This is a genomic window from Sphingomonas canaveralia (assembly GCF_047238125.1).
In the GTDB taxonomy this organism is placed as follows: domain Bacteria; phylum Pseudomonadota; class Alphaproteobacteria; order Sphingomonadales; family Sphingomonadaceae; genus JBDFMH01.
Genome location: NZ_JBDFMH010000001.1, coordinates 2,702,739 through 2,727,173 on the forward strand (window position 1 = coordinate 2,702,739; position 24,435 = coordinate 2,727,173).

Here is a 24,435-nt window from a genome sequence, read left to right on the forward strand (position 1 = left end):
GCCTGCCGCGGATGTCGGGAAAGGTCGCACTCTGGTCAACGCCCATATCGAAGCGATCGGCTGCGCGGTCCCGACTCACGATATCCATGCCGCCTTCATCGCCTGGGCCACGGATCGGCTTGCTGATCCGCGCGAACGGGCGCTGTTCGCACGGATGGCAAGCCGATCCGGCATCGCGCATCGCTGGTCGGTCCTGCCGCCGACCGCCGCGGGTGGCTCACCGGTCGCGGACGGCGGCTTCTACGCGGTCGATCCCCTGCCAGGCACCGCCGCGCGGATGGCACTCTATGCGCGCCACGCGCCGCCGCTGGCGCTCGCCGCCGTCGCGGATCTGGCGCGGCAGGTCGATTGCGATGCAATCAGCCATCTGGTCGTCGCCAGTTGCACCGGCTTCATTGCGCCCGGGCTCGATCAGGTGATCGCCGCCGCGCTCGGGCTGGGCGGATCGGTGGAACGCACGCTGATCGGTTTCATGGGTTGCTATGCGGCGGTCGCGGCGCTGCGCACCGCGCGCCACATCGTGCGGTCCGATCCGCAGGCCCGCGTGCTGGTCGTCACGGTCGAGCTTTCGACCCTGCATCTCCAGCCGGACGACCAGACCGAACCGTTGCTGGCGATGCTGCAGTTCGGCGACGGCGCGGCGGCGGCACTGGTCACTGCCGAGCCGCGTGGCTTTGCGATCCAGCGGCCGTTCGCGGCGACGCTACCCGATTCGGCACCGCTGATCCGTTGGGCGATCGGCGATACCGGCTTTGCGATGCACTTGTCGGGCGAGGTGCCGGGACGGATCGGGCAGGCGCTCGCGGATGCCGGGCTGCGCCATACCCTGTTGCCGGCGGACCTGCCCGCCCCCGATGCCTGGGCGGTGCATGCTGGCGGCCGATCGATCCTCGATGCAGTGGCATCAGCGCTGGCGCTCGACCCATCCGCGCTGGCCGCATCGCGCGGCGTGCTCGATCGGTTCGGAAATATGTCGTCTGCGACGCTGATGTTCGTGCTGGCCGATCTGCTGGCCCAGCCCGATGCCCGCCATGGCCTGGCCCTGGCCTTTGGTCCGGGGCTCGCCGCCGAAGGCTTCCGGTTCGAGCGCGCCGGATGAGCCTTGCGGTCCGCGATCGTCGTCCCGAACAGATGGACGCGCCCGATCTGCCGGCCGATGTCTATGCCGCGGTGCTGACCGATCTCGCCAAGGTCAACCGTCTGACCCTGTCCGCCCGCCCCACGCTGGCCTTCCTGAAGCGAGCGCTGGCCGGGCGGGCGACTGCGCGGATCCTGGATGTCGGCTTCGGCGATGGCGATATGCTGCGCACGATCGCACGCTGGGGCCGCAGCCGTGGACTGGCGCTCGAACTGGTCGGCATCGACCTCAATCCGGGCAGCGCCGCCGTTGCCGCGGCCGCGACGCCGCCCGACCTGGCGATCGACTGGCGCACCGGCGATTGCGCCGCGCTGGCGGGCGAAGGCTGGGACGTGGTGCTCTCCAGCTTCGTCGCTCATCATATGAGCGATGCTGAGCTCAATGCCTTCCTGCGCTTCATGGAAAACGAATCGGCGATCGGCTGGCTGGTCAACGATCTTCACCGGCACTGGTTCGCCCATGCCGGCTACCCGCTGCTGGCGCGGCTGATGCGCTGGCACCGGATCGTGCGGGAAGACGGCACGCTGTCGATCGCGCGCAGCTTCCGGCGCGAGGACTGGGTGGCGATCCTTGCGCGGGCCGGCATCACACAGGCGCGGATCGTGCGCCGCTTCCCGTTCCGGCTGTGCGTCGAACGGCTGCGCTGATCGTCGGCGGCGGGCCGGCGGGGGCGGCGGCGGCGATCGGCCTGGCGCAGGGCGGGTTGCAACCGCTGCTGCTCGAGCGATCGTCGGCGGCGCACGATGTGGTGTGCGGGGGGTTCCTGGGCTGGGATGGGCTCGCGGCGCTCGAATCGCTGGGGCTGGACCCGATGGCCCTGGGCGCGCGACCGATCGGCCATGTCCGCCTCGCCGCCGGTAACCGTGTCGTCGAGACCGATCTGCCGTTCCGTGCTGCCGGCCTGTCGCGCAGCCGGCTCGATGTGGCGCTGCTGGATCGTGCGATCGCGCTCGGCGTCCGGGTCGAACGCGGCGTCGCAGTCCGATCGGTCGATACGATGGCGGGCTCTGCCGCGCTTGCCGATGGTGGCAGCATCGCGGCCGATGCTCTGCTGATCGCCACTGGCAAGCATGAGTTGCGCGGGGCCACGCGGCAGACGGGCCACTGGCCGACCGCGATCGGCCTGCGCACCGCGCTCGATCCGACACCGGCGTTGGCCGCCGCGCTCGACGGCTATGTCGAGCTGCATCTGTTCGACGAAGGCTATGCCGGGCTGCTGCTGCAGGAAGATGGCGACGTCAATCTCTGCCTGTCGATCGGCAAGGCGCGGCTGGCGAAGGCGCGCGGCGATCCGGCGTCGCTGATCGCGGCGCTGGCCGGAGATTGCCCGCTACTCGGCGAGCGCATCGCCGCGGCGCGGTCGATCAGTCCCTGGGCCAGTATCGCCGGCGTCCCCTATGGCTGGCGCGCGCGCACCGCGCCCGATCCGGCTTATCGGCTGGGGGACCAGGCCGCGGTCATCGCCTCCCTGGCCGGCGACGGTGTCGCGATCGCGCTGGCGAGCGGCATCGCAGCGGCACAGGCCGTGCTGCGGGGCGAGCCCGCGGCCCGGTTCCAGCCGGCTTTCGCCGTCACCGCGCAGACCCCGCTGCGGGTGGCTGGCGCTGCCCGGCGGATGGCTGAATCATCCACGCTGCGGGGTCCGGCGCTGGCGCTGGTAGCCGCCTTTCCCGGTCTGGCACGATTGGCGGCCAGATCCAGCCGGATCGGCGGCCATTCACCGGCCGGAGGGCATTGACTCACGGCCGCCGCACCCCAGATTCACGATATGGACCGACTCGATCTTTCCGAACAGGAATGGCGCAAGCGCCTTTCCCCCGAACAATATCATGTGCTGCGCGAAGCGGGCACTGAACGCGCGTTCAGCGGCCACTGGAATGACAACAAGGTGCCCGGCGAATATCGCTGTGCTGCCTGTGGCAACCTGCTGTTCAAGAGCGACCGGAAATATGATTCGGGCAGCGGCTGGCCAAGCTTCACGGCACCGGTCGAGCCGGGCGCCGTTACCGAGCATACCGATATCAGCCATGGGATGCGCCGGGTCGAGGTGCGCTGCGCCAAGTGCGACGGCCATCTGGGCCATGTCTTTCCCGATGGCCCGCCGCAGGATGGCGGCCTGCGCTATTGCATGAACAGCGTATCGCTGGACTTCAAGGCGAAGCCGGCGGCGTGACGCCAATCGCTCGTGGCGGCGCGCTTGCCGCCCGGGCGGGGCTCGCGTAAGTCCGCAGCCCTGCAATGGCCGCTTCCCGTTCCAAGACCGCACGCCCCCGATCGCGGTGGCGCCTCGCCATCCGGCTGATGCTGTTCGCGATCGTGGCCGGGATCGCCGCGCTCGCGATCGCTGTCGGCATCTCCTACAGCGTCCTGCCGAATTACGGCGCGCTGCAATCTTCCCCCAACGGCCAGATGGTGCGCGTGCGCGCGGCCGATGGCACCGTCATCGTCTCGCTCGGGCCGAGCTATGGGCAGTGGATCCGCTACGACCAGATCCCGGCGGTGATGGTCGATGCGATGATCGCGGTGGAGGACAAGCGCTTCCGCATGCATCCCGGCATCGATCCGATCGGTATCGGCCGATCTGCGTGGCTGGCGTTCGATCGGCGCGGCGAGGGCCGACGCCTGCAGGGCGCGTCCACCATCACCCAGCAGATCACGCGCAACATCTTCCTGAACAACAGCTATTCGTTCGGCCGCAAGGCGCGTGAGATGATCCTGGCGCTCGCCATGGAGCTCAAATTCTCGAAGAACGAGATCCTCGAGCTGTATCTGAACCGCGTCTATTTCGGCGGGGGTGCCTATGGCATCGATGCCGCCGCGCGAAAATTCTTCGGGCATGACGGGCGCACGCTGAGCCTGGCCGAATCCGCGATCATCGCCGGGCTGGTGAAGGCCCCGTCCAACTATTCGCCAACCGCCGATGCCAAGGCCGCGATCGGCCGGGCAAGCGTCGTGTTGCGGCTGATGCGCGAACAGGGCCGGATCAGCGCCGCACAGGAACAGTCGGCCGATCTCGAAGGCGTCCAGCTGGCGCCCGAGCCTCGCCAGAACAGCGTGCGTTATTTCACCGATTGGGCATTGGCGCAGCTCGATACGCTGATCGACGAGACGACTGCGCCGATCGACGTCTGGACGACGATCGATCCCGCCATGCAGAAGGCGGCCGACGCGGCGATCCGGCAGAACACGCCCGATGGCCTGCAGGGCGCGCTGGTCGCGCTCGATCGCGATGGATCGGTGCGCGCCATGGTCGGCGGCAAGGATTATGTGTCGTCGATCTACAACCGCGCCACGCAGGCGGTGCGCCAGCCGGGATCGTCGTTCAAGCTGTTCGTCTATCTCGCCGCGCTCGAAGCCGGCTGGAAGCCCGATCAGGCGGTGGTCGACGAGCCGATCACGATCAATGGCTGGAGCCCGCGCAACAGCAGCCGGCGCTATTCGGGCGAGATCGATCTGCGCACCGCCTTCGCCTTCTCGATCAACACGATTGCCGCCAAGATCGGTGCCGATGTCGGCTTCGCGACGATCGCGGACATGGCCCGCCGGTTCGGTATCACCACGCCGATCAACACGCTGCCATCGATGGTGCTGGGCACGTCGGACGTGCGGCTGCTGGATATGACGCGCGCGTTCGCATCGGTCTCGGCCAGGGGTGTCGCGGTCGTGCCCTATGGCATCGTCAAGGTCACCACCGGCGAAGGCGTGCTGCTGTACGAGCACCGAGTGGATGATTCGCGCGTGCTGGTGGCGCCGTGGGTCGCCGCCGAGATGACCGATCTGCTGCAGACTGCAGTCAACACCGGCACTGCGCGGGCGGCGCAGATCGGGCGTCCGGTGGCCGGCAAGACCGGCACCACTTCTTCCAACAAGGATGGCTGGTTCCTGGGCTTTTCCAGCGGCATCACCACCGGGGTCTGGATGGGCCGCGACGATGCCCGCGCGGTTGGCGGGCTGCAGGGTGGCCGTGCGCCGGCGCAGGCGTTCGCGCAGTTCATGAAGGTCGCGGTCGCCAAGCGCCCCGTTGAGGAATTCGAGACCGAGGTCACGCTGCCCGAATGGCAGCTCGAACCCGACGAGGAAGCCTATTTCGGCACGCCTGACGACGGATCGGCCATGTATGTCGACGAGAATGGCATGGCGGTCGCGCCCGATGCGGGCAGCCCGCGCGAGGCGGCGCCGGCAGAAGAGGATGTCGAGGCGCCGGCCAATCTCGACGAGGGCTGGCTCGATGGCGTGCTGCGTGGCGACAGCCGCGGTGACGATCGGCGGGAGGAACGCCGCCAGCGCCGCCGCGAGGAAGAGGAAGCGCCGCTCTAGGCGCGGCCCCACCAGTGCAGGCTGGCGCCGTGCGCGCGCAGCCAGGCCCGCTCGGCGACAGGATCGCGGCCGAATAGCCGGGCGGCGGCGGCATGGAAGGCGGGCGAATGATCCATGTGCAGCCGGTGGGCCACTTCATGCGCCACCGTCGCGCGCCGCACTGCGGCCGGTGCCAGGATCAGCCGCCAGCTGTAGCGGATGTCGCCCGAAGCGGCGCAGCTGCCCCAGCGGCCGCGCGCATCGCCGATCGTCACAGCGCCGACGACCACCGCTGCATCATCCGCATAAGCACGGGTTTCGGCATCGAGCAGACTCAGCGCCCGGGCCCGCAGCCAGCGGACGACGCGCATGTTGAGCGCATCGAGCGGGCCGCCCACGATCAGCCGGTCACCGTCAAGTCGCGGTGTGCGCGGATGGGTGGCGGCCCAGTCGATCGTCGCCTCGCTTCCGCCCAGCGGAAAGCGCGCGTCCGGCGCGAACGGCCGTGCGATCGGCACCCGCGCCAGTTCCGCCTCGATCCAGTCGCGCTTGGATTCGACCCAGGCGACCGCGGCCCGCAGCCCCGCACGCGGCGGCAGCGTCAGCCGCACCTGCCCATCGCGCGGATCGATCACCAGCCGCATCGTGCGGGCATTGGCGATCCTCCGGATCACGATCGGCTCCGGCGTTCCATCGCGCGTGAACAGCGGCAGGCTCTGCGCAGCCGGCGGCCGTGCGCGAAACCCGATCACAGTGCGCGCTCGACCACATGATGCTCGAGTTCACCGGCTTCGAGTTCGGAGACCGTCCATCCGCGCACCGAGACGCCGGCAGCATGCACCGCTTCCCGATCGCCACAGATCAGATGATGCCAGTCGTACAGCGGCTCGCCATCGCGGATCAGCTTGTAGGCGCAGGTCGATGGCAGCCAGTCGAGCGCGTCCAGCTTGGCCGGTGTCAGCCGCACGCATTCGGGCACATAGGCGTGGCGGTTGCGATAGTCGCTGCATTGGCCGCTGCGTCGGTCGAGCAGCTTGCAGGCGACGTTGGTCGGCAGCAGCTCTCCCGTATCCTCGTCCTCCAGCTTGTGCAGGCAGCATTTGCCGCAGCCGTCGCACAGCGATTCCCATTGGGCGCGCGTCATCTTCTGCAGCGGCACGGTTTCCCAGAACCGATCGGGGGCGATCACGCGATCCACTTCGCGAGCTCGGCTTCGATCTCCTGCGCCGTGCCGTCCTGCGGAATCAGTGCGATCGGCTCGCCCTTCGGCCCGAACAACATCGCCTGCCGGCTGTGATCGACCAGATAGGCGGCCCCCGGGGTGGCGGGCGGCTGTGCCTGATAGATGATCGCATAACGCTTCGCGACCGCGGCGATCTCCGTCTCCGGCCCGGTCAGCCCGATCAGCTTGGGGTGGAACGCAGTCACGAACTGTTTGATAACCGGCACCGTATCGCGTTTGGGATCGACGGTGACGAAGATCGGCGCCAGCTTGGCGGCCTTCGCAGGATCGCTCTTTTCCAGCAGCGCATAGCCTTGCATCAGCTTCTGCATATCGACCGGGCACACATCGGGGCAGAAAGTATAGCCGAAATACATCAGCCGATACTGGCCGGCGAACATGCTGTCCGTCCGCATCCGCCCGTCCTGGTCGGTCAGCGTGAACGGTCCGCCGATACGCGCGCCGGCCAGCGGCGGTTCGGCCGCGGGTTGCGATTGGCAGGCCGGCAGCGCGAGCGCCAGCAGCAACGGCAGGATGGCTTTGTTCATGGTGCTGCCAGCCATGCTTTGCTAGCACGCGCCATGCAAGCAATTGACGGGACGATCGCTGTGGTGCGCACGAAGTGGGTAAAGGCCGGTGGTGCGATGCTGGCGGCGTTGGTGATGGGTTTGGCATCCACGCCTGCCGCGGCGCAATTCTCGGACAGCTATAATTTCCTGAAGGCCGTGCGCGACGGCGACGGCACCAAGGTGACCGACCTGCTGAACAAGCCGGGTAGCACGATCGTCAATACCCGCGATCAGAGCACCGGTGATGCCGCGATCCACATCGTCACGCGCCGCCGCGATACGACCTGGCTCAATTTCCTGCTGTCGCGCGGCGCGCGTGCCGATGCCCGTGACGAAGCGGGCAACACGCCGCTGATGCTGGCGGCGCAGCTCGGCTTCGTCGAGGGCGCGGAAGCGCTGATCCGTCGGCGCGGCGGGATCAATCTCGCCAATAATGCCGGGGAGACGCCGCTGATCGCCGCCGTGCAGCGGCGCGACATTGGCATGGTACGGCTGCTGCTGACCAACGGGGCGAATGCCGCGCAGACGGACCGGATCGCCGGCAAGTCCGCGCGCGACTATGCGGCGGAAGATCGCCGTTCGGCCGCGATCCTGAAAATGATCGACGACACTAAGGCAAAGCCCGCCGCGGGCCCTGCCGGCCCCACCCTCTGATTCCGGTCAAGGGGGGGATGACCGGGACGAATGTGCCGAGCCGCGGCTATCGCGGCGTGGTGCTGGCCATGCTGTTGCTGGTCTACACCTTTAACTTCGTCGACCGGCAGATCCTCGGGATCCTGGCGACATCGATCCAGGATGATCTAAAAATCAGCGATACGCGGATGGGGCTGCTGGGCGGCCTCGCCTTCGCGCTGCTCTATTCCACGCTCGCGATCCCGCTGGCGTGGATCGCGGATCGCACCAGCCGATCCTGGGTGATCACGCTGTCGCTGGGCGTGTGGAGCGGTTTCACCGCGCTCTGCGGACTTGCGACCGGCTTCTGGAGCCTGTTCCTGGCACGGCTCGGCGTCGGGGTCGGCGAAGCGGGCGGGGTCGCGCCCTCCTATGCGCTGATCGCGGACTATTTTCCTCAGGCAAGCCGCGCGCGGGCGCTGTCGATCTATTCGCTCGGCATCCCGCTCGGCTCTGCGCTCGGCGTGCTGTTCGGCGGCTATATCGCGGCAACAGTGGATTGGCGCGCGGCGTTCATCACAGTCGGCCTGGCCGGGGTCGCGATCGCACCGATCTTCCGGCTGGTGGTGCGGGAACCGGTACGCCAGATCGCCGCTGCAGATCAGGCGCCGATCGAACGCGTCTTCCCGATCCTCGCGGCCAAGCGCAGCTTCTGGCTGCTGGCGATGGGCGCGGCCTGCTCGTCGACGCTGGGCTATGGCCTCGCTTTCTGGCTACCCTCGCTGATGCGGCGCAGCTTCGGCCTCGATCTCGTGGAAACCAGCTATTTCTACGGCGCGATCCTGCTTTTGGGCGGGGTCGCCGGCGTGCTGGCGGGCGGCGTACTCGGCGATCGGCTCGGGCGCAGCGACAAGGCCAATTATGCGCGCGTGCCGGCTGTCGCCTTCGTGATCGCGGTGCCACTGTTCGCCGCGGGGATCCTGTCAAGCACGGTCACGTCAGCTTTCCTGCTGTTCCTGCTGCCGCAGGCGCTGGCCTATATCTGGCTTGGTCCGGTGATCGGCGCGGTGCAGCATCTGGTGCCCGCCCATATGCGTGCCACCGCATCCGCCAGTTTCCTGCTGATCAACAATCTGATCGGGCTGGGCGGGGGCACGCTGTTCCTGGGCCTGTTGTCGGACAAGCTGACCGCGCGGCTGGGAGACGAGGCGCTTCGCTACGCGATGCTGATCGGGCTCGGCTTCTACCTGCTGGCCGCGCTACTGATGGCGCTGGCGGCCAAGCATCTGCGCACCGACTGGGTGGATTGATCGGCGCGGCGGATCAGCCGGTCAGCCGCGTCACATGCCCCATCTTGCGGCCGGGCCGCGGATCGGATTTGCCGTAGAGATGCAGACGCGCCTGTGGATCGGCCAGGATCGCCGGCCAGTCGGCTGCTTCGTCACCGATCAGGTTGCGCATTTCGACGCGCGGCGCGCGCAGCGCGGTGCTGCCAAGCGGCAGGCCGCAGATCGCACGGATATGGTTTTCGAATTGCGACGTGATCGCGCCTTCGATCGTCCAGTGGCCGCTATTGTGCACGCGCGGCGCCATCTCGTTGAACACCGGCCCGTCGCGCCCGGCGAAATATTCGAGCGTCAGCACGCCGACATGGCCCAGCGCATCTGCCACGCGCCGCGCCAGTGCCACCGCGCCGTCGCGTTGCTCGGCGATCAGCCCTGTCGCCGGGACCGTGGATGTCGACAGGATGCCGCCCGAATGGACATTGTCGGGCACGTCCCACGCAGTGAATTCGCCCGCTTCGGTACGGCAGCCGATCACCGAATATTCCTGTGCGAAATCGACATGGCCTTCGAGGATGGCAGGCTGGCCGCCGATCGCGGTCCACGCGGCATCGGCATCCTCGGGCGTCGTGATCCGCGCCTGGCCCTTGCCGTCATAGCCGAAGCGCCGCGTCTTCAGGATGGCGGGGGTGCCGACCGCCGCCAGCGCGCGGGTGAGATCGGCGCGGTCCGCGACCGGCGCCCATGGCGCGGTCTTCAGGCCGAGCCCTGCCACGAACCTCTTCTCGGCCAACCGATCCTGCGCCACTTCCAGCGATCGCGGTGACGGATGCACGGCGACGCGCTTGGCCAGCGTGCGCACGGTATCGGCCGCGATATTCTCGAACTCGTAGGTGACGATCGAAACCTTGGCGGCGAACGCCGCCAGCGCGCGCTCATCGTCATAGGCGGCGCGCGTCCACGCTGCGCTCACCTCGGTCGCGGGACCGCTCGCCTCGGGCGCATAGACATGGCAGCGATAGCCCAGCTGCGCGGCGGCGATCGCCAGCATCCGGCCCAGCTGGCCGCCGCCCAATATGCCGATCGTGGCGCCGGGGGCGATCGTCATCGCCGGATCATTCGGGATCGACGGGCACGTCGGCCGTCTGGCGATCGCGCCATGCCTGCAGCCGCGCGGCTAGCGCGGGATCGGACAGCGCCAGGATAGATGCCGCCATCAGCCCCGCGTTGATGGCGCCGGCCTTGCCGATGGCCAGCGTGCCGACCGGTACGCCGCCCGGCATCTGCACGATCGACAACAGGCTATCCATGCCCTTCAGCGCATGGCTTTCGACCGGTACGCCCAGCACCGGCAGCCAGGTCATCGATGCGGCCATGCCCGGCAGATGCGCAGCGCCGCCCGCCCCGGCCACGATCACGCGGATCCCGCGATCCGCTGCGCTGCCGGCATAGTCGAACAGCCGCTTCGGGGTCCGGTGGGCGGAGATGACCAGCGCCTCGTGCGGCACGCCCAGCGCATCCAGCGTCTCGGCGGCATGAGCCATCGTCGCCCAATCCGATCGGCTGCCCATGATGATGCCGACCCGCGGCTGTTCCCCCGTCATCGCCAAGTCCTACGAAGATGATCGCGGCGAATCACGCGAATATTGCGCTGCCGGTCAGCGTTCCGACAGATAATAACGGTCATGCGCGGCCAGATCGTCGCCCAGCTCGTACACGATCGGCTGGCCGGTCGGGATTTCCAGGCTGGCGATATCGGCATCGGCGATACCCGACAAATGCTTGACCAGCGCACGCAGCGAATTGCCATGGGCCGAGATCAGCACGCGCTTGCCGGCCTTCAGCTCGGGCGCGATCCGTGCTTCCCAATAGGGCAGCACGCGCGCGATCGTGTCCTTCAAGCTCTCGGTCTGCGGGATCGCGATGCCGGCATAGCGGCGGTCATTGGCGAGATCCCACTTGCCGTCGGCTTCAGGCAGCGGTGGCGGGATATCGAACGAGCGGCGCCAAATTTTCACCTGATCGTCGCCGTGCAGCGCCGCCGTCTCGGCCTTGTCGAGCCCGGTCAGCCCGCCATAATGCCGCTCGTTCAGCCGCCAGTCCTTCTCGGTCGGCAGCCACAGCCGGCCCATCGCCTCCAGCGCCAGGTTCAGGGTCTTGATCGCGCGGGTCTGGAAGCTGGTGAAGGTCAGGTCGAAGTCCAGGCCTTTCGCCGCCATCAGTCCGCCTGCGGCCTTCGCCTCGGCCACGCCTTGATCGGTCAGATCGACATCCCACCAGCCCGTGAAGCGATTTTCGAGGTTCCAGGCCGATTGGCCGTGGCGGATCAGGACAAGGGTGGGCATTCGGCACTCCGCATGGTGGATCGCCCGCCGGCTAGCTCAAACCGCGCGTGACAGGAAGCGGCTGAACGGATCGGGGCGATAATCGGCGAACGGCGGACAGGGCGTGAAGCCGAACCGCGCGTAGAGCGCGGCGGCAGGCTCGAACAGCGGGCCAGATCCGGTTTCCAGGCTGAGCCGTTCGATCCCGGCTGCGCGCGCCGATACGATCAGATGATCAAGCAGAGCCGCGCCTACGCCCCGTCGCAGCGCCGCGGGCGCAGTCCGCATCGACTTGATCTCGCCATGATCAGGAGCCAGCTGCTTCAGCGCCGCACAGCCAAGCAAGGTCTCCGCATCCCATGCCGTCCAGAATGTCACATCGGCCGCGCGCAGCCGATGGACGTCGAACACATGGCAGCTTTCCTTCGGCGATCCCGCCTGCATCTCGGCCTGGTGATGACGCAACAGATCGATCACGTCCGCGCCGGTCAGGTCGTCGGCGCGAATCGTGATCATGCCGCGTCGATCAGCTCGGCCAGCGTGCCCAGGCAATCCTCCGCCAGCCGCTTCGATCGCGCGGGCGACCAGCCGGCGCGGGGATCGGGCAGATCGTCATTGTCCTTGAACGGCATTTCCAGCGTCATCGCCACCGCGCCGAACCGTTCGGCAAGCTGGTTGGTGGACATCGACAGATTGGCCTTGCCGGGCGCGGCGGTGGCATAGCCGGTCCGCGTCTGGAAATCGGGGCTGCGCTGCGCCAGCCGGTTGCGGAAGGCGTGATAACGATCGCCCTGCGCATCGGTCCATGCCGGGATCCCTTCGAACCCGGCGATGAAGACGTGCGGGATCGCCTCGTCGCCATGCACGTCCATCGCGAAATCGACGCCGGTCCGATCCATCTGGTCGCGCACGCACAGCACTTCGGGGCTGCGCTCGAGAGTGGGCGCATGCCATTCGCGGTTGAGGTTCACACCGGCCGCATTGGTGCGCAGATGGCCGCGTGCGCTGCCATCCGGGTTCATGTTGGGAATGATGTGGATCGTCGCATCGCGGCGCAGCTTGCGGGCGACGCTGCTGCCGGGATCGGCCAGTAGTTCCAGCGCGCCTTCCATCCACCATTCGGCCATCGATTCGCCGGGGTGCTGGCGGGCATAGAGCCAGACCTGCTTCGGCCCTTTTCCTACGCTTAGGCAATCGATCGCCTGGCCATCCAGCGTCAGCCCCAGCACTTCGTGGGTGAAGCCGGGGGCCGCAGCGATCCGCGCCACCAGATCATGATGCCGCTCCATCGCATAGGGCGCGAAATAGGCGATCCACACGCTGTCCGATTCGAAGCGGTGGCGGATGGTCAGCACGCCGTTCGCATAGGAGGTGCCGGCGATCCGCCACCAATCCTGCCGATCGTGCGATGCGCAGGCGCGGTAGTTCGGCCAGCCGTCCGGATACGCCGCCCTGCCTGCGTTCAAGATGCGCAGTACAACCTCGCGCCCGGCCGCACCGGTCAGGCGGAAGTGGAACCACTGGTAGAAGTCGGATCCGTGGTCGGCCGCGATCTCGAGATCGAAGCCGTATGCGGTTTCACTGACGACGCGGATGTTGCCGCTGTCGAAGCGGCTGGTGATGCGGATGGTCATTTCACCGTGATAGTGCGCCCCGATTCGCCGGGGAAGTCCCGGAACAGATCCTGCGCCAGCTTGTCGACTGCCGCCGCCGGGCTGGCATAGGGCGTATCCGAGCGAGCGGCCGTCTCGGCACGGCCCTCCCATACGACCGTGCCTTCGGACCGGCGCTTCAGCTGTACCGAGAGCTCGGTCACGGTCACGTCGCGGCTGCGCGACTTGCCGATCGGGAAGCTCACGCCGCCGCCCAGGCCGACACCGCCGCCAAAGGTGCCACCACCCAACCCGATCGAAACCGGCGAACGTTGCGCCAGCGTCTCGCGCGTGCCGCGTGCGACATCGACTACGGCCACCAGTTCCGAACGTGCCACGCCAGGCGCCACCGTGTAGCCCAGCCGTGCAAGCTCGCGGCCTACGGCGTCGCCATAGGCGCGAAACTCGAGATCGCCGGCCAGCGAGGGATCGCGCGGCTCGACCGCCACCTGCCCGGGCGCGATCGGCTGACCGAGGTGGAAGCGCGTCACGCGCGTTTCGGGAGTCTGCGCGGCGCAACCGGCCAGTGCGATCGCCACACCCAGGGCACCGGCCCGCATGATCACCCGCTTCATTTCATTCCTCCCAAGTACGCAACAGATCATCGTAACGCCTGTAGCGCGAAAAACGATGCCACGCCCGGCCGAATCGGGCCGATTGCTTGACTTGGCGCGGCCTGCCGCATAGGGAGCGCGCTCTTTTCACAGATCCGAACACAGACAGGCAGGCGTCTCAGGCCATGAAGATCCGCAACTCGCTCAAATCGCTCAAGGGGCGTCATCGCGACAATCGCGTGATCCGTCGTCGTGGCCGGACCTACGTCATCAACAAGACGAACCGCCGCTTCAAGGCGCGCCAGGGCTGATTCCCGCTGCACCGTCGGCCGTCGTCTTCGATGTCGGCCATGTGCTGTTCGACTGGGATCCGCGCTACCTCTATCAAACGCTGATCGACGATGCCGACGCGCTGGATAGCTTCCTGCGCGATGTCGTCACGCGTGAGTGGCATTTCCAGCACGATGCTGGCCGGCCTTTCGCGGAGACGAGCGCCGAGCTGATCGCAGCCTACCCGCAGCATGAAGCGCTGATCGCCCAGTTCGGGCCGCGCTTCCTCGATACGCTGCCCGGGCCGATTGCCGGCATGCCCGAGATCGTTGCTGCGCTCGATGCACGCGACGTTCCGCTGTTCGCGATCACCAATTTCTCGGCCGAATTCTGGGTGCCGTTTCGCGCGCGCGAGGCGGCGATCTTCGATCGCTTCCGCGATATCGTGGTGTCAGGCGTCGAACGTCTGATCAAGCCCGATCCGGCCATCTATGCGCTCGCGCTCGATCGCTTCGGGTTGAACCAGGGCGAAGCGCTGTTCGTGGACGATCGTGCCGACAATGTCGCCGCGGGCGAGGCGGCAGGCTTCGTCGGACATCATTTCAGCGACGCGACCACGCTGCGGGCGGATCTGGTCCGCTACGGCCTGCTCGCGGGGTAAGCGGGCCGGCGGCGGTCAGCCGCGCAGCACCGCCCCGACCTTTCCGGCCGCCGCCACGATCTTCTGGCTGATCGCGGACAATTCCGCTTCGGTGAAGCTTTTCTCGCCCGGTTGCAACGTCACCTCGATCGCCAGCGACACCTGCCCGTCGGGCACGCCGGCGCCGACGAAACGGTCGAACAGCCGCACATCGACGATCGCCGCCTTGTCCGCGCCACGCACCGCGCGCACCAGCGCATCGGCGGCCAGATCGGCCGGCACCAGGAAGGCGAAGTCGCGCGTCACGCCCTGTAGCGCGGGTGGGGCATAGGCCTCGCGCAGATGGCCGCTCGCCCGGCGGGCAGGGATTGCATCGAGATAGAGCTCGGCCGCCACCGCACCGCCGTCGATGTCGAACACGCGGGCCGTGGCGGGATGCAGTTCGCCGAAAGCCGCCAGCACGGTCTTCGGCCCCAGCCGCAGCGTGCCGGCGCGGCCGGGGTGCCAGGTGCCGTCGAGCGGCTCCATCACCTGCAACCGATCGACCGGCGCGCCGGCGGCGGCCAGCAGCGCGATCGCCTCCGCCTTGGCGTCATAGGCATCGAACCGGGCCGCCTTGCCGCTGCGCCAGTCTCGCGGGGAACGGTCGGCCGCCAGCAGCAGCGCCAGCGTCGGTCGCTCGCCATCGGCAAGGTAGCGCCGCCCGATCTCGAACAGGCGCACGCTGTCCGCCCCGCGCGCGATATTGCGGCGGGCCGCGGCGATCAGGCCGGGCAGCAGCGACGGCCGCATCACTTTCAGATCCTCGCTGATCGGGTTGGCCAGCGTCCAGTGGCCGCCGCCGACCGCATCGGCCTCGGCCTGCGAGAGGAAGCTCCACGTCACGGCCTCATGCAGTCCGCGCGCGGCGGCGGTACGGCGCACCCGCCGCTCGACCTTTTGTTCGGGCGTGGCGGTGGGCTTCGCGACGCCCTCAGCGCGGGGCAGCGGGGTGGCGGGCACCTTGTCCAGCCCCTCGATCCGGATCACTTCCTCGACCAGATCGGCCGGGCCATCGACATCGCGACGCCAGCTGGGGATCGTCACGGTGAAGTCATCGGCGACGTGGAAGCCGAGCCGGGTCAGGATCTCGCGCTGCCGGTCCTCAGCCACGTCCAGCCCGCCCAGCGACAGTGTCAACGCCGGATCGAAGCGGATCGTGCGCGGGGCCAGCGGCGGCGCGCCCGCCCGCGTGACAGGGCTGGGCCGGCCGCCGGCATGTTCGGTCACCAGCCAGGTTGCGATCGCAAGCCCATCGTCCAGGAAGGCGGGATCGACGCCGCGCTCGAACCGCTGGCGGGCATCGCTGGTCAGTCCCAGCTTCTGGCCGGTCAGGGCGATCCGATCGGGGGCGAAGAAGGCGCACTCGATCAGCACATCGGTGGTGGCATCGGACACGCCCGAATGCTCGCCGCCCATGATGCCGCCGATATCATGGACTGCGCTGGCATCGGCGATTACCGTCATCGACGGGTCGAGCGCATAGCTCTTGCCGTTCAGCGCGAGCAGTGTCTCGCCGTCGCGGGCGCGGCGCGCGACGAGGCCGCCGTTCAGCTTCGCGCGATCATAGACGTGCAGCGGCCGGCCGAGATCGATCGAAACGAAATTGGTGATGTCCACCAGCAGCGAGATCGGCTTCTGGCCGATCGCCGTCAGCCGCCTGCGCATCCATTCGGGTGAGGCGCCGTTGGCCACACCCGTCACCGCCTGCGCGTAGAAGGCGGGGCAGCCCTCAAGGTCCTCGGTCCGCACGTCGGGGGCCGGCCCCTCGTCAGCCACCGGATCGAGCGAAGCCATCCGATAGACCTGAGCGAGCGGCTTCAGCACGCCGGCGCCGGCCGCGGCCAGATCGCGCGCGATGCCGCGCACGCCCATGCAATCCTGCCGGTTGGGGGTGATTGCGACATCGAACAGCGGATCGTCCAGCCCGGCCCAGGCGGCATAGGCCGCGCCCACCGGCGCATCGGCCGGCAGTTCGATGATGCCATCATGCTCCTCGCCCAGCTGCAGCTCGCGCACGGAACACATCATGCCGTTCGATTCGACGCCGCGGATCGCCGCCACCTTCAGCGTGATCCCGCTGCCGGGCACATAGGCGCCGGGCGCGCCGAACACGCCGACCAGCCCCGCGTGCGCATTGGGTGCACCGCAGACGACCTGCAGCGGGCCGTCGCCGGCATCGACGCTCAGCACCTGCAGCTTGTCCGCCTGCGGGTGTGGGGCGGCGGTCAGCACCTTGGCGATACGGAACGGGGCCAGCGCCTCGGCCGGGTTGTCGATCGATTCGACCTCGAGCCCGATCCGGGTCAGCGCTTCGCCGATCGCGGCGGCGTCGAGATCCGTGTCGAGATGCTCCTTGAGCCAGCTCAGCGTGAACTTCATGCCCCCACTCCCCCGGACAGCGTGGGCACGTCGAGCGCGGAGAAGCCGTAATGGCGCAGCCAGCGCAGATCGCCGTCGAAGAAGGCGCGCAGATCATCCATGCCGTATTTCAGCATCGCCAGCCGATCGATCCCGCAGCCGAACGCGAAGCCCTGCCATTCGGCCGGATCGAGCCCGCAGGCCGCGATCACCTTCGGATGCACCATCCCGGATCCGAGGATCTCCATCCAGCCGTCGGGCTCGGCCCCGCCGACGATGCGGCGGCCGCTCTTGTCACGCGTGTAGCCGACATCGACTTCGGCCGAGGGCTCGGTAAACGGGAAATAGCTCGGCCGCAGCCGCAGCACGATGTCGTCGCGCTCGAAATAGGCCTTCACGAACGTCTCGAGCGTCCATTTCAGATGGCCCATCGTGATGCCGCGATCGATCACCAGACCCTCGACCTGATGGAACATCGGCGTGTGGGTGGCGTCGCTGTCCGACCGATAGGTGCGGCCCGGCGCGATGATGCGAATCGGCGGCGGCTGATCCAGCATCGTGCGGATCTGCACCGGCGAGGTGTGCGTGCGGAGCAGCATCCTGCGGCCCTCGCCATCCACGCGATCGAAGTAGAAAGTGTCGTGCATCGCCCGCGCGGGATGGGTTTCGGGAATGTTCAGCGCGGTGAAGTTGTGCCAGTCGTCCTCGATCTCGGGGCCGGTCGCGACCGCGAAGCCCAGATCCGCGAAGATCTCCGCCAGCTCGTCCATCACCTGGCTGACCGGGTGCACCGAGCCTTGCGGGCCAGGCGCGGCGGGCAGCGTCAGATCGATCCGTTCCGACGCCAGCCGCGCAGCCAGCGCCTCGTCCTCCAGCGCGGCCTTGCGGGTCGCGATCGCGGCCGCCACCGCCTCGCGCAGCCCGTTGATGCGCGGACCTTCCTGCTGGCGCTGCTCGGGCGTCATTCCCCCCAGCGTCTTCAGCAGCGCAGACACGCTGCCCTGCTTGCCGAGCGCCGCGATGCGGATCGCCTCGAGCGAGGCGAGATCGGGCGCCGCGGCGATCTGCGCGGTGAGGTCGGATTGCAGCTGGTCGGTCATGATGCCTCGTTGGTCCGGGGCGGGTTAGCGGGGCGGCAGCCCACAACGCAAGCGGGGCGCGGATCGCCTGTCGCAATCCGCGCCCCGCAAGCGTTCTCTCGTGCGAAAGACGTCAGGCCGCGACTCGGGCTCCTTCGGGCAGCGCGGCCTTCGCCTGCGCCACCACGGCGGTAAACGCCGCGCCCTCGTGCATCGCCATGTCGGCCAGCACCTTGCGGTCCAGTTCGATGCCGGCCAGCTTCAGGCCGTGCATGAACACGCCGTAGGTCAGGCCTTCGACGCGGACGGCGGCGTTGATGCGCTGGATCCAGAGCGCGCGGAACGAGCGCTTCTTAACCTTGCGATCGCGATAGGCGTACTGGCCGGCCTTCTCGACGGCCTGGCGCGCGATCCGGATCGTGTTCTTGCGGCGGCCATAATAGCCCTTCGCCTGATCCAGGATCCGCTTGTGCTTCGCCTTGGTGGTCGTACCACGCTTCACTCGTGCCATGGGTCGGCCCTCCTATCAGTTCAGGCCGTACGGCGCCCAGAGCTTGACGCGGGCCGTATCGGCCTCGGCAAGCACGGTCGTGCCACGGTTGGTGCGGATATATTTGCTGTTGTGGCTGATCAGCCGGTGGCGCTTGCCAGCGACGCCATGCTTCACCTTGCCGGTGGCAGTGAGCTTGAAGCGCTTCTTCACGCCGCTCTTCGTCTTGAGCTTGGGCATTTTCGTCTCCTGCTATGCGACGTATTTTGCGGACGGCCGCGGCAGCCCATACCGGCCGGGCAGTCCTGACAAATCGCGGAAGCGTGCGCCCCTAGGGCAATCGCCCGGCATTTGCAACCGCCGCGATCGGGGATCGATCAGCCGCCGGGGCGGATCAGCGTGGAATTGGCGTGCGCGGTCATCACCAGCGTCGCCAGCCGCGGCAGATCGGCGAACATCAGCCGGAATACGCGCTCTGGCTGTTCATAACCCTTGATCGCCACTTCGGTGGCGGGGGGATGCTGTTCGCGGCGCAGTGGTGGCACCAAATAATCGATCGACGATCGGCCGATGACCAGATCGCACTGCAATTCCTTGCTGGCGGTTTCCAGCCGGAACGCCTTGTTCACGGTATCGCCGAGCGCAGTGAAGTCGGAGATCGCGGCGCTGCCCATATTGCCGATCTGGGCATAGCCGGTGTTGATCGCCGCGCCGAAGGTCAACGGGCGCGACAAACCGAAGCGCTTCTCCATCGGCTCCACGATCAGCCGCAGCTCGGCGATCGTATCGATGATGGTGGCGAATTCCTCGCTCGTCACTTGCGGTTGATTATGGACCCAGACGCCCATCACCGCATCGCCGATATATTTTTGCGACCAGCTCTTGTTGCGGAACAGCAGCTCGCCCGCCTCGCGGAAGATTTCGCTCATCAGCGCCGAGATCCGTTCCTCCCCCAGCTCGCGCGCCAGCGGCGTATAGCCGCGAATGTCGATCACCAGCACGCTGATCAGGCTGTTGGAGAGGTGGATCATGGTCGCCGGCGCGGCCATCGCCTCGGCCACCGTATCGCTTTCCAGCTGATGGTAGCGCAGCTCCTGGAACCCGATCCGGATCACATCGCTGTCGGCAAGCTTGGTGGGGCTGGTCACCGGGCGGCCGTTCAGCGTCGTGCCGTTACGGCTGCCGCTGTCGGACAGATAGCAGTGGCCGGTCGCATCGCGACGGATCATCGCATGTTCGCGAGAGGCCATCTCGTCGACCAGCACGATGGTGGAATGCGTCGCGCGCCCGATCCGGCACACGGCGAGCCGCTCGATCGAAAAGGTCTGGGTCTGTCCCGCGATCGTCGCGGAAACATACGGATCGCTCGTCGGCATCGACGGAGAAGTGCCCCCTCTACTTCGGCCAGTTCGTTCGACGCGACACTCGAACCGGAAGCGGTGCGGCAATTTCCCGCAATCCGGCGCTATTTTTCTTTGCGCAAATGATAGGCGCGCCCGCCGACAGGTCAAGGAACCGAAACGATCGCGATGCTTTGACCTTCGATGGTCGATCGCAGAACCGGATCGGATTCGATGATTGCGGACGTCGGCAGCGGCGCTGGTGCGGTAGCCGCAACCTCGCCAAGACGGGATCCCGCCGACACCGCGATCTCCAGCGTGGTCGCGGTGATCGCAACCTTGGTCGGGCTCCTCGTGCTCGCCTGGGCGATCCTGTACGTCACCAAAGGTCGCTTCCTGAAGCCGACTTTCGAGCGGATCGCATCGCGCAATGCGGAGCGGGAGATCAAGGTCGCCGGCGATTTCCAGTTCTACTTCGATTTCATCGACCTCAAATTCCTGGCGGAAGGGCTGACGGTCGCCAATCCGCAGTGGGCCGAACGCCCGCTCTTCTTCCGTGCAGACCGGATCGACGCCCGCGTCGCCAGCATTCCCTGGCTGTTCGGCACGCGCCGCGTGAATATGCTCGATCTCACGAACGGCGATGTCGATCTCGAATGGGATCGCAACGGCCGCAGCAATACCTGGACATTCGGCGATCCGAACGCGCCGGGCGATCCGTTCGAGCTCCCGACCATCCGACAGGCACGGATCGTGGGCAGCGACGTACGCTATCGCGATCATGTACTGCAGTTGCTGGCCGATCTGTCGATCGACACGGTTCGCGCGGCCGATACGCGCTTTTCAAGCGATGTCCGCTTCACCGGCACCGGCACGATGCGTGCCCGGCCGTTCCGCGTCACCGGCAGCCTGCTTTCGCCCAACGCGACCATCTCCGGCGGGCGCAACCGGTTGGTCGCCCGCGCGACATCCGGCAGCGACACGCTCGATGTGTCGGGCACGCTGCCGGGCGCCACCGAACTCGAAGGATCGCGCCTCAAGGTGGCGGCGCGCGGCGCGAACCTTGCCGACCTGTTCGCCTTCCTCGGCGTCGTCACGCCGGACACGCGTGCCTATCGCCTGACGTCGAACCTCACCAAACGTGGTGAGGAATGGCGTTTCACGCGGCTGGCCGGACGGTTCGGTGACAGCGATCTCGGCGGCTCGATGACGGTGTCGTTACCGAGCAACCGGCTGTTGATCGAGGCTGATCTGGCGAGCCGGGTCGTCGACATCATCGATGTCGGTCCGTTCGTGGGCTATGATGCGCGTCTGCTCGATGCCAAGGGCGCTGCCGGGGCGGTCCGGATCGTGGCGGGCACGCCGCGCGTGTTGCCCGATGCCTCGCTCGAGATCGACGCCATCAGCCGCTTCGATGCGAAGGTGAACTATACCGTCCGCCGCGTGCGAGCCGAGACCTTCCCGATCTCGAACATCGCGGTCACCGTCGATCTCGATCGCAGCCTGCTCAAGCTGTCACCGCTCACGTTCGACATGGCGGGCGGCAAGCTTTCGTCCGACATTGCGATCAATGCACGCAGCCGGCCAGTCGTCACGGATTATGATATTCGCCTGGCACCGACGCCGATGGGCACATTGCTTGCCAGCTGGGGGACCGAGCGGTCCGGCACGACGGGGACTTTGGGCGCACGCGTCCAGCTAAAAGGCGAAGGCGATTCGGTGCGCGAGTCGCTGGCCAGCGCCGATGGGCGGATTGCGATCATCATTCCGCGCGGCACGTTTTGGGCGCGCAACATCCAGCTGAGCGAGCTCGACGTCGGCACGTTCGTGCAAAAGATGTTCGAAGGCGAGCTGAAGGATCCGGTCGATATCAATTGCGGCCTGATCGCCTTCACCGTGCGCGACGGGATCGCGGCCGCTGATCCGATCCTGATCGATACGCGCAAGAATGTGATGCTCGGCCGCGGTGGCTTCAGCTTCAAGGACGAGTCGCTGGATATCGGCTTCCGCGCGGATTCTAAGAAATTCAGCCTGTTTGCAGGTCAGTCCCCGGTCGGGATCGGCGGGCGGTTCGCGGCACCGTCGATCAACGTGATCAGCCCGCAACTGCTGAGCCGTGCGGGTGCCGGGGTGGGGCTGGCGCTGGTTGCCACGCCGCTGGCGGGCGTGCTGGCCTTCGTCGATGTCGGCAATGCCAAGTCAGCCGCATGCGGCCCTGTCCTGCGTGGCGCTACCGCCGTCGCCCAGCGCACCACGAAGGGCAAGCCGCGCGACGATGTCGGCAAAGGCCGCGCGACGCGCGACTGATCCTTCACCTCAGCCGTTCGAGCACCGCCTCCAGCAACCGGACGTCACCGACCGCGACGACATGGCCGTCGCTGTGCGCGCCAAGCGCATTGCCCTGCCAGTCGCACATGCCGCCGCCCGCACCTTCGACGATCGGCACGAGTGCGGCGAAGTCGTGCAGCTTGAGCCCCGCCTCGACCACCAGATCGATATGGCCGCTGGCGAGCAGGCCGTAATTATAGCAGTCGCCGGCATACAGCGCGTCGCGCGCCTGCGCCGCCAAAGCGAGATAGCGGTCGCGTTCGTCGCCGATGAAATAATCGATGCCGGTAGTCGCGATCAGCGCATCGCCGAGCGCGAAGCAGCGTCGGGTGCCAGCAGGCCTGTCCCCCAGCCTCGTCAGCTGTCCGCGCGCGCCGACCCAGCGTTCACCGGTGATCGGCTGGTCGATGATGCCCAGCACCGGGGTGCCGGCCTCGATCAGCGCGATCAGCGTGCCGAATATCGGCCGCCCTGCGATGAAACTGCGGGTGCCGTCGATCGGGTCGAGCACCCAGTGTCGCTCGGCCTCCTCACGCACCCGGCCATATTCCTCGCCGATGATCCCGTCGCGCGGCCGCTTGACGTCCAGGATCCGGCGCATCGCCGCCTCCGCCGCGCGATCGGCCTCGGTTACCGGAGATCGATCGGCCTTGGCTTCGGTCTGATAGGCGCGGCGAAACAGCGGGCGGATCGCATCGCCGGCCGCATCAGCAAGCATCTCGGCCAGCGCGATATCATCCTCGGTCATGCTCCATCGACTAACGCAGCGGAGCGCCGGCGCAAGCGCGAAGGGTTGACGCTGCCGCCGGCTTTCGGTCAGGCTTTGGCAGCATTTCAGCTGGACGAAGAGAGGCGCGCGATGTCGGGTTCGATGCACGATCGCCGGGGGGCGGAGGCCGCGCTGCGCCGGCTGGATCGCGAGGCCGGTGCGCTGCGCCGCCGCGGCCCGGGCCCGCATCATGATCCGGTGCGCGGTCGTCCCAGCATCGTCTCGATCCGTCGGCGCAGCGGTTTCGCGCTGATCGTGACGCTGATTGCGCTCGTCGTGCTGGTCGGCTGGGGCATGATGCGCTTCGTCATGTGGTTCGGTGCACTGCTGGGCAGCCAGATCCTGCCGGTGCCGGCCGCCTCGCTCGCCCATTCGGTGATCGGGATCGTCCTCGATATGCTGGCCGGGCGGTGACTGGCGGCTGGCCGGATCCTGCGCGTCCTTCGGGGCATATCCTCCTCGATTTCGATCTGCCCGGCGGCGACGCCACGATGCATGACCTGTCGGCCGCCACCCGCATCGGGCTGAGCCTGTTCGTGGCCGGTGACGAGGCGGCGGCGATCGAAAGGCTCGGGCCGGTAGCTGGCGATCGGTGGGCGGGCCAGCTTCGCTACCAGCTGCGCGACCTGCTCGACCTCGCCGATCCCGATGCCGAAGTTGATATCGAAGGGCTCGCGGCCGACGATGGCTGGCTGTGGATCGTCGGCAGCCATGCGCGCACGCGTCGCAAGCCCGAAAAGCAGGATGATGAGACGATCGATCTGGGTGTGCTGGCCGATCTCCGCGACACGCGGCCACGCTGCGTGCTCGCGCGAGTGCCGTTGATCGCCGATCCCGCTGCGCCTGGCGCGCTGATACCGGTCGCGCAGGATGGGATGCGGCGTGCCGGGATGATCCGCCAGACGAAGCGTGGCAGCGCGCTCGCCGAAGCCTTTGCCGCCGATCCGCTGATCGGCCCGTTCACGCGCGTACCGGCCAAGGAAGGCGGGCTGGATGTCGAAGGGATCGCGGTCGCCGGTGATCGTGTGGCGCTGGGCCTGCGCGGGCCGGTCATCGGCGGGCATGCGCTGTTGGTCGAACTGCGGATCGCGGTGACGGCCAAGGGGCGGCTCAAACTCGCTGCGCCGCCCGTGAAGCGCCTGCTGGCGATGGAGGGGCTCGGCATCCGGGATCTGAAGCGCTGCGATCGCGATCTTCTCATCCTGGCTGGGCCGACCACGGGGCTATCGGGCCCGGTTGCGATCTATCGCTGGCGTGATTGGCTGCTCGATGCCGGCAGCGACGCGGATTCGGTGCGCCTGCACCGGCCTGAACGGATCCTTGAACTGCCGCATGGCCGCGGCGTCGATCATCCCGAGGGGCTTGCGCTCTGGGATGACGACCGCCTGCTGATCCTGTGCGACAGCCCCGCCCCGGCGCGGATCGCCAAGGGCGGGTTCCGGGCCGATCTGTTCGATCTGCCCGGCTGA

General features: G+C 67.6%; 27 protein-coding genes. 12 read left to right on the top strand and 15 right to left on the bottom strand.

The window, feature by feature from the left end:
• Positions 1-31 precede the first annotated feature (31 nt).
• From ABC347_RS13525 to ABC347_RS13545, 5 genes are all read left to right on the top strand, one after another.
• Positions 32-1,099: a type III polyketide synthase gene (locus ABC347_RS13525; RefSeq protein ID WP_413247066.1), complete on the top strand. Its 1,068-nt coding sequence runs from the start codon at positions 32-34 to the stop codon at positions 1,097-1,099.
• The gene (locus tag ABC347_RS13530) at positions 1,096-1,785 is read left to right on the top strand and encodes a methyltransferase domain-containing protein (RefSeq protein ID WP_413246244.1); all 690 of its coding nucleotides are present in this window, start codon (positions 1,096-1,098) and stop codon (positions 1,783-1,785) included. Before ABC347_RS13525 ends, ABC347_RS13530 begins: the two co-directional genes overlap by 4 nt.
• Positions 1,764-2,876 carry an NAD(P)/FAD-dependent oxidoreductase gene (locus ABC347_RS13535; RefSeq protein ID WP_413246245.1) on the top strand — a complete coding sequence of 371 codons (1,113 nt, stop codon included), beginning with the start codon at positions 1,764-1,766 and terminating at the stop codon, positions 2,874-2,876. The genes ABC347_RS13530 and ABC347_RS13535 overlap by 22 nt, the downstream gene beginning before the upstream one ends.
• 30 nt (positions 2,877-2,906) lie before the next feature.
• The gene (gene msrB, locus ABC347_RS13540) at positions 2,907-3,311 is read left to right on the top strand and encodes a peptide-methionine (R)-S-oxide reductase MsrB (protein ID WP_413246246.1); all 405 of its coding nucleotides are present in this window, start codon (positions 2,907-2,909) and stop codon (positions 3,309-3,311) included.
• A gap of 128 nt (positions 3,312-3,439) precedes the next feature.
• The gene (locus ABC347_RS13545; protein WP_413246247.1) at positions 3,440-5,455 is read left to right on the top strand and encodes a transglycosylase domain-containing protein; all 2,016 of its coding nucleotides are present in this window, start codon (positions 3,440-3,442) and stop codon (positions 5,453-5,455) included.
• On the opposite strand, the gene ABC347_RS13550 is transcribed toward ABC347_RS13545, so the two are convergent.
• From ABC347_RS13550 to ABC347_RS13560, 3 genes are read right to left on the bottom strand one after another with little or no spacing between them, the layout of a single operon-like run.
• Complete coding sequence (locus ABC347_RS13550; protein ID WP_413247067.1) at positions 5,452-6,183, bottom strand: M48 family metallopeptidase; 732 nt, start codon at positions 6,181-6,183, stop codon at positions 5,452-5,454. The two genes, ABC347_RS13545 and ABC347_RS13550, sit on opposite strands and share 4 nt — an antisense overlap.
• Positions 6,183-6,623, bottom strand: a complete 441-nt coding sequence (locus ABC347_RS13555) for a YcgN family cysteine cluster protein (protein WP_413246248.1) — start codon at positions 6,621-6,623, stop codon at positions 6,183-6,185. Before ABC347_RS13555 ends, ABC347_RS13550 begins: the two co-directional genes overlap by 1 nt.
• A complete protein-coding gene (locus ABC347_RS13560; RefSeq protein WP_413246249.1) occupies positions 6,620-7,204 on the bottom strand; it encodes an SCO family protein in 585 nt (194 codons plus the stop codon). Before ABC347_RS13560 ends, ABC347_RS13555 begins: the two co-directional genes overlap by 4 nt.
• Before the next feature lie 33 nt (positions 7,205-7,237).
• On the opposite strand from ABC347_RS13560, the gene ABC347_RS13565 reads away from it, so the two are divergent.
• A complete protein-coding gene (locus tag ABC347_RS13565; RefSeq protein ID WP_413246250.1) occupies positions 7,238-7,879 on the top strand; it encodes an ankyrin repeat domain-containing protein in 642 nt (213 codons plus the stop codon).
• A 17-nt stretch (positions 7,880-7,896) separates the two neighbouring features.
• Positions 7,897-9,147: a spinster family MFS transporter gene (locus ABC347_RS13570; protein WP_413246251.1), complete on the top strand. Its 1,251-nt coding sequence runs from the start codon at positions 7,897-7,899 to the stop codon at positions 9,145-9,147.
• A gap of 13 nt (positions 9,148-9,160) precedes the next feature.
• Here the strand turns inward: ABC347_RS13570 and ABC347_RS13575 are convergent, their stop codons facing one another.
• From ABC347_RS13575 to ABC347_RS13600, 6 genes are read right to left on the bottom strand one after another with little or no spacing between them, the layout of a single operon-like run.
• Positions 9,161-10,228: a 5-(carboxyamino)imidazole ribonucleotide synthase gene (locus tag ABC347_RS13575; protein WP_413246252.1), complete on the bottom strand. Its 1,068-nt coding sequence runs from the start codon at positions 10,226-10,228 to the stop codon at positions 9,161-9,163.
• Positions 10,229-10,235: 7 nt separating this feature from the next.
• A complete protein-coding gene (gene purE, locus ABC347_RS13580) occupies positions 10,236-10,724 on the bottom strand; it encodes a 5-(carboxyamino)imidazole ribonucleotide mutase (protein WP_413246253.1) in 489 nt (162 codons plus the stop codon).
• 54 nt (positions 10,725-10,778) lie between these two features.
• Complete coding sequence (gpmA, locus tag ABC347_RS13585) at positions 10,779-11,465, bottom strand: 2,3-diphosphoglycerate-dependent phosphoglycerate mutase (RefSeq protein ID WP_413246254.1); 687 nt, start codon at positions 11,463-11,465, stop codon at positions 10,779-10,781.
• Positions 11,466-11,501: 36 nt separating this feature from the next.
• A complete protein-coding gene (locus ABC347_RS13590; protein WP_413246255.1) occupies positions 11,502-11,960 on the bottom strand; it encodes a GNAT family N-acetyltransferase in 459 nt (152 codons plus the stop codon).
• A complete protein-coding gene (locus tag ABC347_RS13595; RefSeq protein WP_413246256.1) occupies positions 11,957-13,078 on the bottom strand; it encodes a M14 family metallopeptidase in 1,122 nt (373 codons plus the stop codon). Before ABC347_RS13595 ends, ABC347_RS13590 begins: the two co-directional genes overlap by 4 nt.
• Positions 13,075-13,671, bottom strand: coding sequence for a DUF4136 domain-containing protein (locus ABC347_RS13600; RefSeq protein WP_413246257.1), 597 nt, complete (start codon positions 13,669-13,671; stop codon positions 13,075-13,077). The genes ABC347_RS13595 and ABC347_RS13600 overlap by 4 nt, the downstream gene beginning before the upstream one ends.
• 164 nt (positions 13,672-13,835) lie before the next feature.
• On the opposite strand from ABC347_RS13600, the gene ykgO reads away from it, so the two are divergent.
• Both ykgO and ABC347_RS13610 read left to right on the top strand, forming a co-directional pair.
• The gene (gene ykgO / locus ABC347_RS13605) at positions 13,836-13,961 is read left to right on the top strand and encodes a type B 50S ribosomal protein L36 (protein WP_004210176.1); all 126 of its coding nucleotides are present in this window, start codon (positions 13,836-13,838) and stop codon (positions 13,959-13,961) included.
• Entirely contained in the window at positions 13,961-14,581 is a 621-nt protein-coding gene (locus ABC347_RS13610; RefSeq protein ID WP_413247068.1) for an HAD family hydrolase, read from the top strand. The genes ykgO and ABC347_RS13610 overlap by 1 nt, the downstream gene beginning before the upstream one ends.
• A 15-nt stretch (positions 14,582-14,596) precedes the next feature.
• Here the strand turns inward: ABC347_RS13610 and pheT are convergent, their stop codons facing one another.
• The 5 genes from pheT to ABC347_RS13635 all read right to left on the bottom strand — a co-directional run bounded on the left by pheT (position 14,597) and on the right by ABC347_RS13635 (position 19,905).
• Positions 14,597-16,981 carry a phenylalanine--tRNA ligase subunit beta gene (pheT, locus tag ABC347_RS13615; protein ID WP_413246258.1) on the bottom strand — a complete coding sequence of 795 codons (2,385 nt, stop codon included), beginning with the start codon at positions 16,979-16,981 and terminating at the stop codon, positions 14,597-14,599.
• Positions 16,978-18,060, bottom strand: coding sequence for a phenylalanine--tRNA ligase subunit alpha (gene pheS / locus ABC347_RS13620; RefSeq protein WP_413246259.1), 1,083 nt, complete (start codon positions 18,058-18,060; stop codon positions 16,978-16,980). The genes pheT and pheS overlap by 4 nt, the downstream gene beginning before the upstream one ends.
• Positions 18,061-18,172: 112 nt before the next feature.
• Positions 18,173-18,550: a 50S ribosomal protein L20 gene (gene rplT, locus ABC347_RS13625; RefSeq protein WP_413246260.1), complete on the bottom strand. Its 378-nt coding sequence runs from the start codon at positions 18,548-18,550 to the stop codon at positions 18,173-18,175.
• A 15-nt stretch (positions 18,551-18,565) separates the two neighbouring features.
• Complete coding sequence (rpmI, locus tag ABC347_RS13630) at positions 18,566-18,769, bottom strand: 50S ribosomal protein L35 (RefSeq protein WP_012048647.1); 204 nt, start codon at positions 18,767-18,769, stop codon at positions 18,566-18,568.
• Between the two features lie 137 nt (positions 18,770-18,906).
• Positions 18,907-19,905, bottom strand: a complete 999-nt coding sequence (locus tag ABC347_RS13635) for an FHA domain-containing protein (protein WP_413246261.1) — start codon at positions 19,903-19,905, stop codon at positions 18,907-18,909.
• Between the two features lie 198 nt (positions 19,906-20,103).
• Between ABC347_RS13635 and ABC347_RS13640 the strand changes: the two genes are divergently transcribed.
• The gene (locus ABC347_RS13640; RefSeq protein ID WP_413246262.1) at positions 20,104-22,176 is read left to right on the top strand and encodes an AsmA family protein; all 2,073 of its coding nucleotides are present in this window, start codon (positions 20,104-20,106) and stop codon (positions 22,174-22,176) included.
• A gap of 4 nt (positions 22,177-22,180) precedes the next feature.
• On the opposite strand, the gene hisN is transcribed toward ABC347_RS13640, so the two are convergent.
• Positions 22,181-22,945: a histidinol-phosphatase gene (gene hisN / locus ABC347_RS13645; protein WP_413246263.1), complete on the bottom strand. Its 765-nt coding sequence runs from the start codon at positions 22,943-22,945 to the stop codon at positions 22,181-22,183.
• A gap of 123 nt (positions 22,946-23,068) precedes the next feature.
• Between hisN and ABC347_RS13650 the strand changes: the two genes are divergently transcribed.
• Together ABC347_RS13650 and ABC347_RS13655 are read left to right on the top strand one after the other, a co-directional pair.
• Positions 23,069-23,380: a hypothetical protein gene (locus tag ABC347_RS13650; RefSeq protein ID WP_413246264.1), complete on the top strand. Its 312-nt coding sequence runs from the start codon at positions 23,069-23,071 to the stop codon at positions 23,378-23,380.
• Complete coding sequence (locus ABC347_RS13655) at positions 23,377-24,435, top strand: DUF3616 domain-containing protein (RefSeq protein ID WP_413246265.1); 1,059 nt, start codon at positions 23,377-23,379, stop codon at positions 24,433-24,435. The genes ABC347_RS13650 and ABC347_RS13655 overlap by 4 nt, the downstream gene beginning before the upstream one ends.

Bases quoted from the DNA above. Each gene is read 5' to 3' on its own strand.
- ABC347_RS13545 (WP_413246247.1), top strand. From the start codon at position 3,440: ATGCTGTTCGCGATCGTGGCCGGGATCGCCGCGCTCGCGATCGCTGTC.
- ABC347_RS13635 (WP_413246261.1), bottom strand. From the start codon at position 19,905: ATGCCGACGAGCGATCCGTATGTTTCCGCGACGATCGCGGGACAGACC.
- ABC347_RS13650 (WP_413246264.1), top strand. From the start codon at position 23,069: ATGCACGATCGCCGGGGGGCGGAGGCCGCGCTGCGCCGGCTGGATCGC.
- rplT (WP_413246260.1), bottom strand. From the start codon at position 18,550: ATGGCACGAGTGAAGCGTGGTACGACCACCAAGGCGAAGCACAAGCGG.
- purE (WP_413246253.1), bottom strand. From the start codon at position 10,724: ATGACGGGGGAACAGCCGCGGGTCGGCATCATCATGGGCAGCCGATCG.
- pheS (WP_413246259.1), bottom strand. From the start codon at position 18,060: ATGACCGACCAGCTGCAATCCGACCTCACCGCGCAGATCGCCGCGGCG.
- ABC347_RS13595 (WP_413246256.1), bottom strand. From the start codon at position 13,078: ATGACCATCCGCATCACCAGCCGCTTCGACAGCGGCAACATCCGCGTC.
- ABC347_RS13590 (WP_413246255.1), bottom strand. From the start codon at position 11,960: ATGATCACGATTCGCGCCGACGACCTGACCGGCGCGGACGTGATCGAT.
- ABC347_RS13600 (WP_413246257.1), bottom strand. From the start codon at position 13,671: ATGAAGCGGGTGATCATGCGGGCCGGTGCCCTGGGTGTGGCGATCGCA.
- msrB (WP_413246246.1), top strand. From the start codon at position 2,907: ATGGACCGACTCGATCTTTCCGAACAGGAATGGCGCAAGCGCCTTTCC.
- rpmI (WP_012048647.1), bottom strand. From the start codon at position 18,769: ATGCCCAAGCTCAAGACGAAGAGCGGCGTGAAGAAGCGCTTCAAGCTC.
- ykgO (WP_004210176.1), top strand. From the start codon at position 13,836: ATGAAGATCCGCAACTCGCTCAAATCGCTCAAGGGGCGTCATCGCGAC.
- ABC347_RS13640 (WP_413246262.1), top strand. From the start codon at position 20,104: ATGATTGCGGACGTCGGCAGCGGCGCTGGTGCGGTAGCCGCAACCTCG.
- ABC347_RS13570 (WP_413246251.1), top strand. From the start codon at position 7,897: ATGACCGGGACGAATGTGCCGAGCCGCGGCTATCGCGGCGTGGTGCTG.
- ABC347_RS13565 (WP_413246250.1), top strand. From the start codon at position 7,238: ATGCAAGCAATTGACGGGACGATCGCTGTGGTGCGCACGAAGTGGGTA.
- gpmA (WP_413246254.1), bottom strand. From the start codon at position 11,465: ATGCCCACCCTTGTCCTGATCCGCCACGGCCAATCGGCCTGGAACCTC.
- ABC347_RS13530 (WP_413246244.1), top strand. From the start codon at position 1,096: ATGAGCCTTGCGGTCCGCGATCGTCGTCCCGAACAGATGGACGCGCCC.
- hisN (WP_413246263.1), bottom strand. From the start codon at position 22,945: ATGACCGAGGATGATATCGCGCTGGCCGAGATGCTTGCTGATGCGGCC.
- ABC347_RS13575 (WP_413246252.1), bottom strand. From the start codon at position 10,228: ATGACGATCGCCCCCGGCGCCACGATCGGCATATTGGGCGGCGGCCAG.
- ABC347_RS13560 (WP_413246249.1), bottom strand. From the start codon at position 7,204: ATGAACAAAGCCATCCTGCCGTTGCTGCTGGCGCTCGCGCTGCCGGCC.
- pheT (WP_413246258.1), bottom strand. From the start codon at position 16,981: ATGAAGTTCACGCTGAGCTGGCTCAAGGAGCATCTCGACACGGATCTC.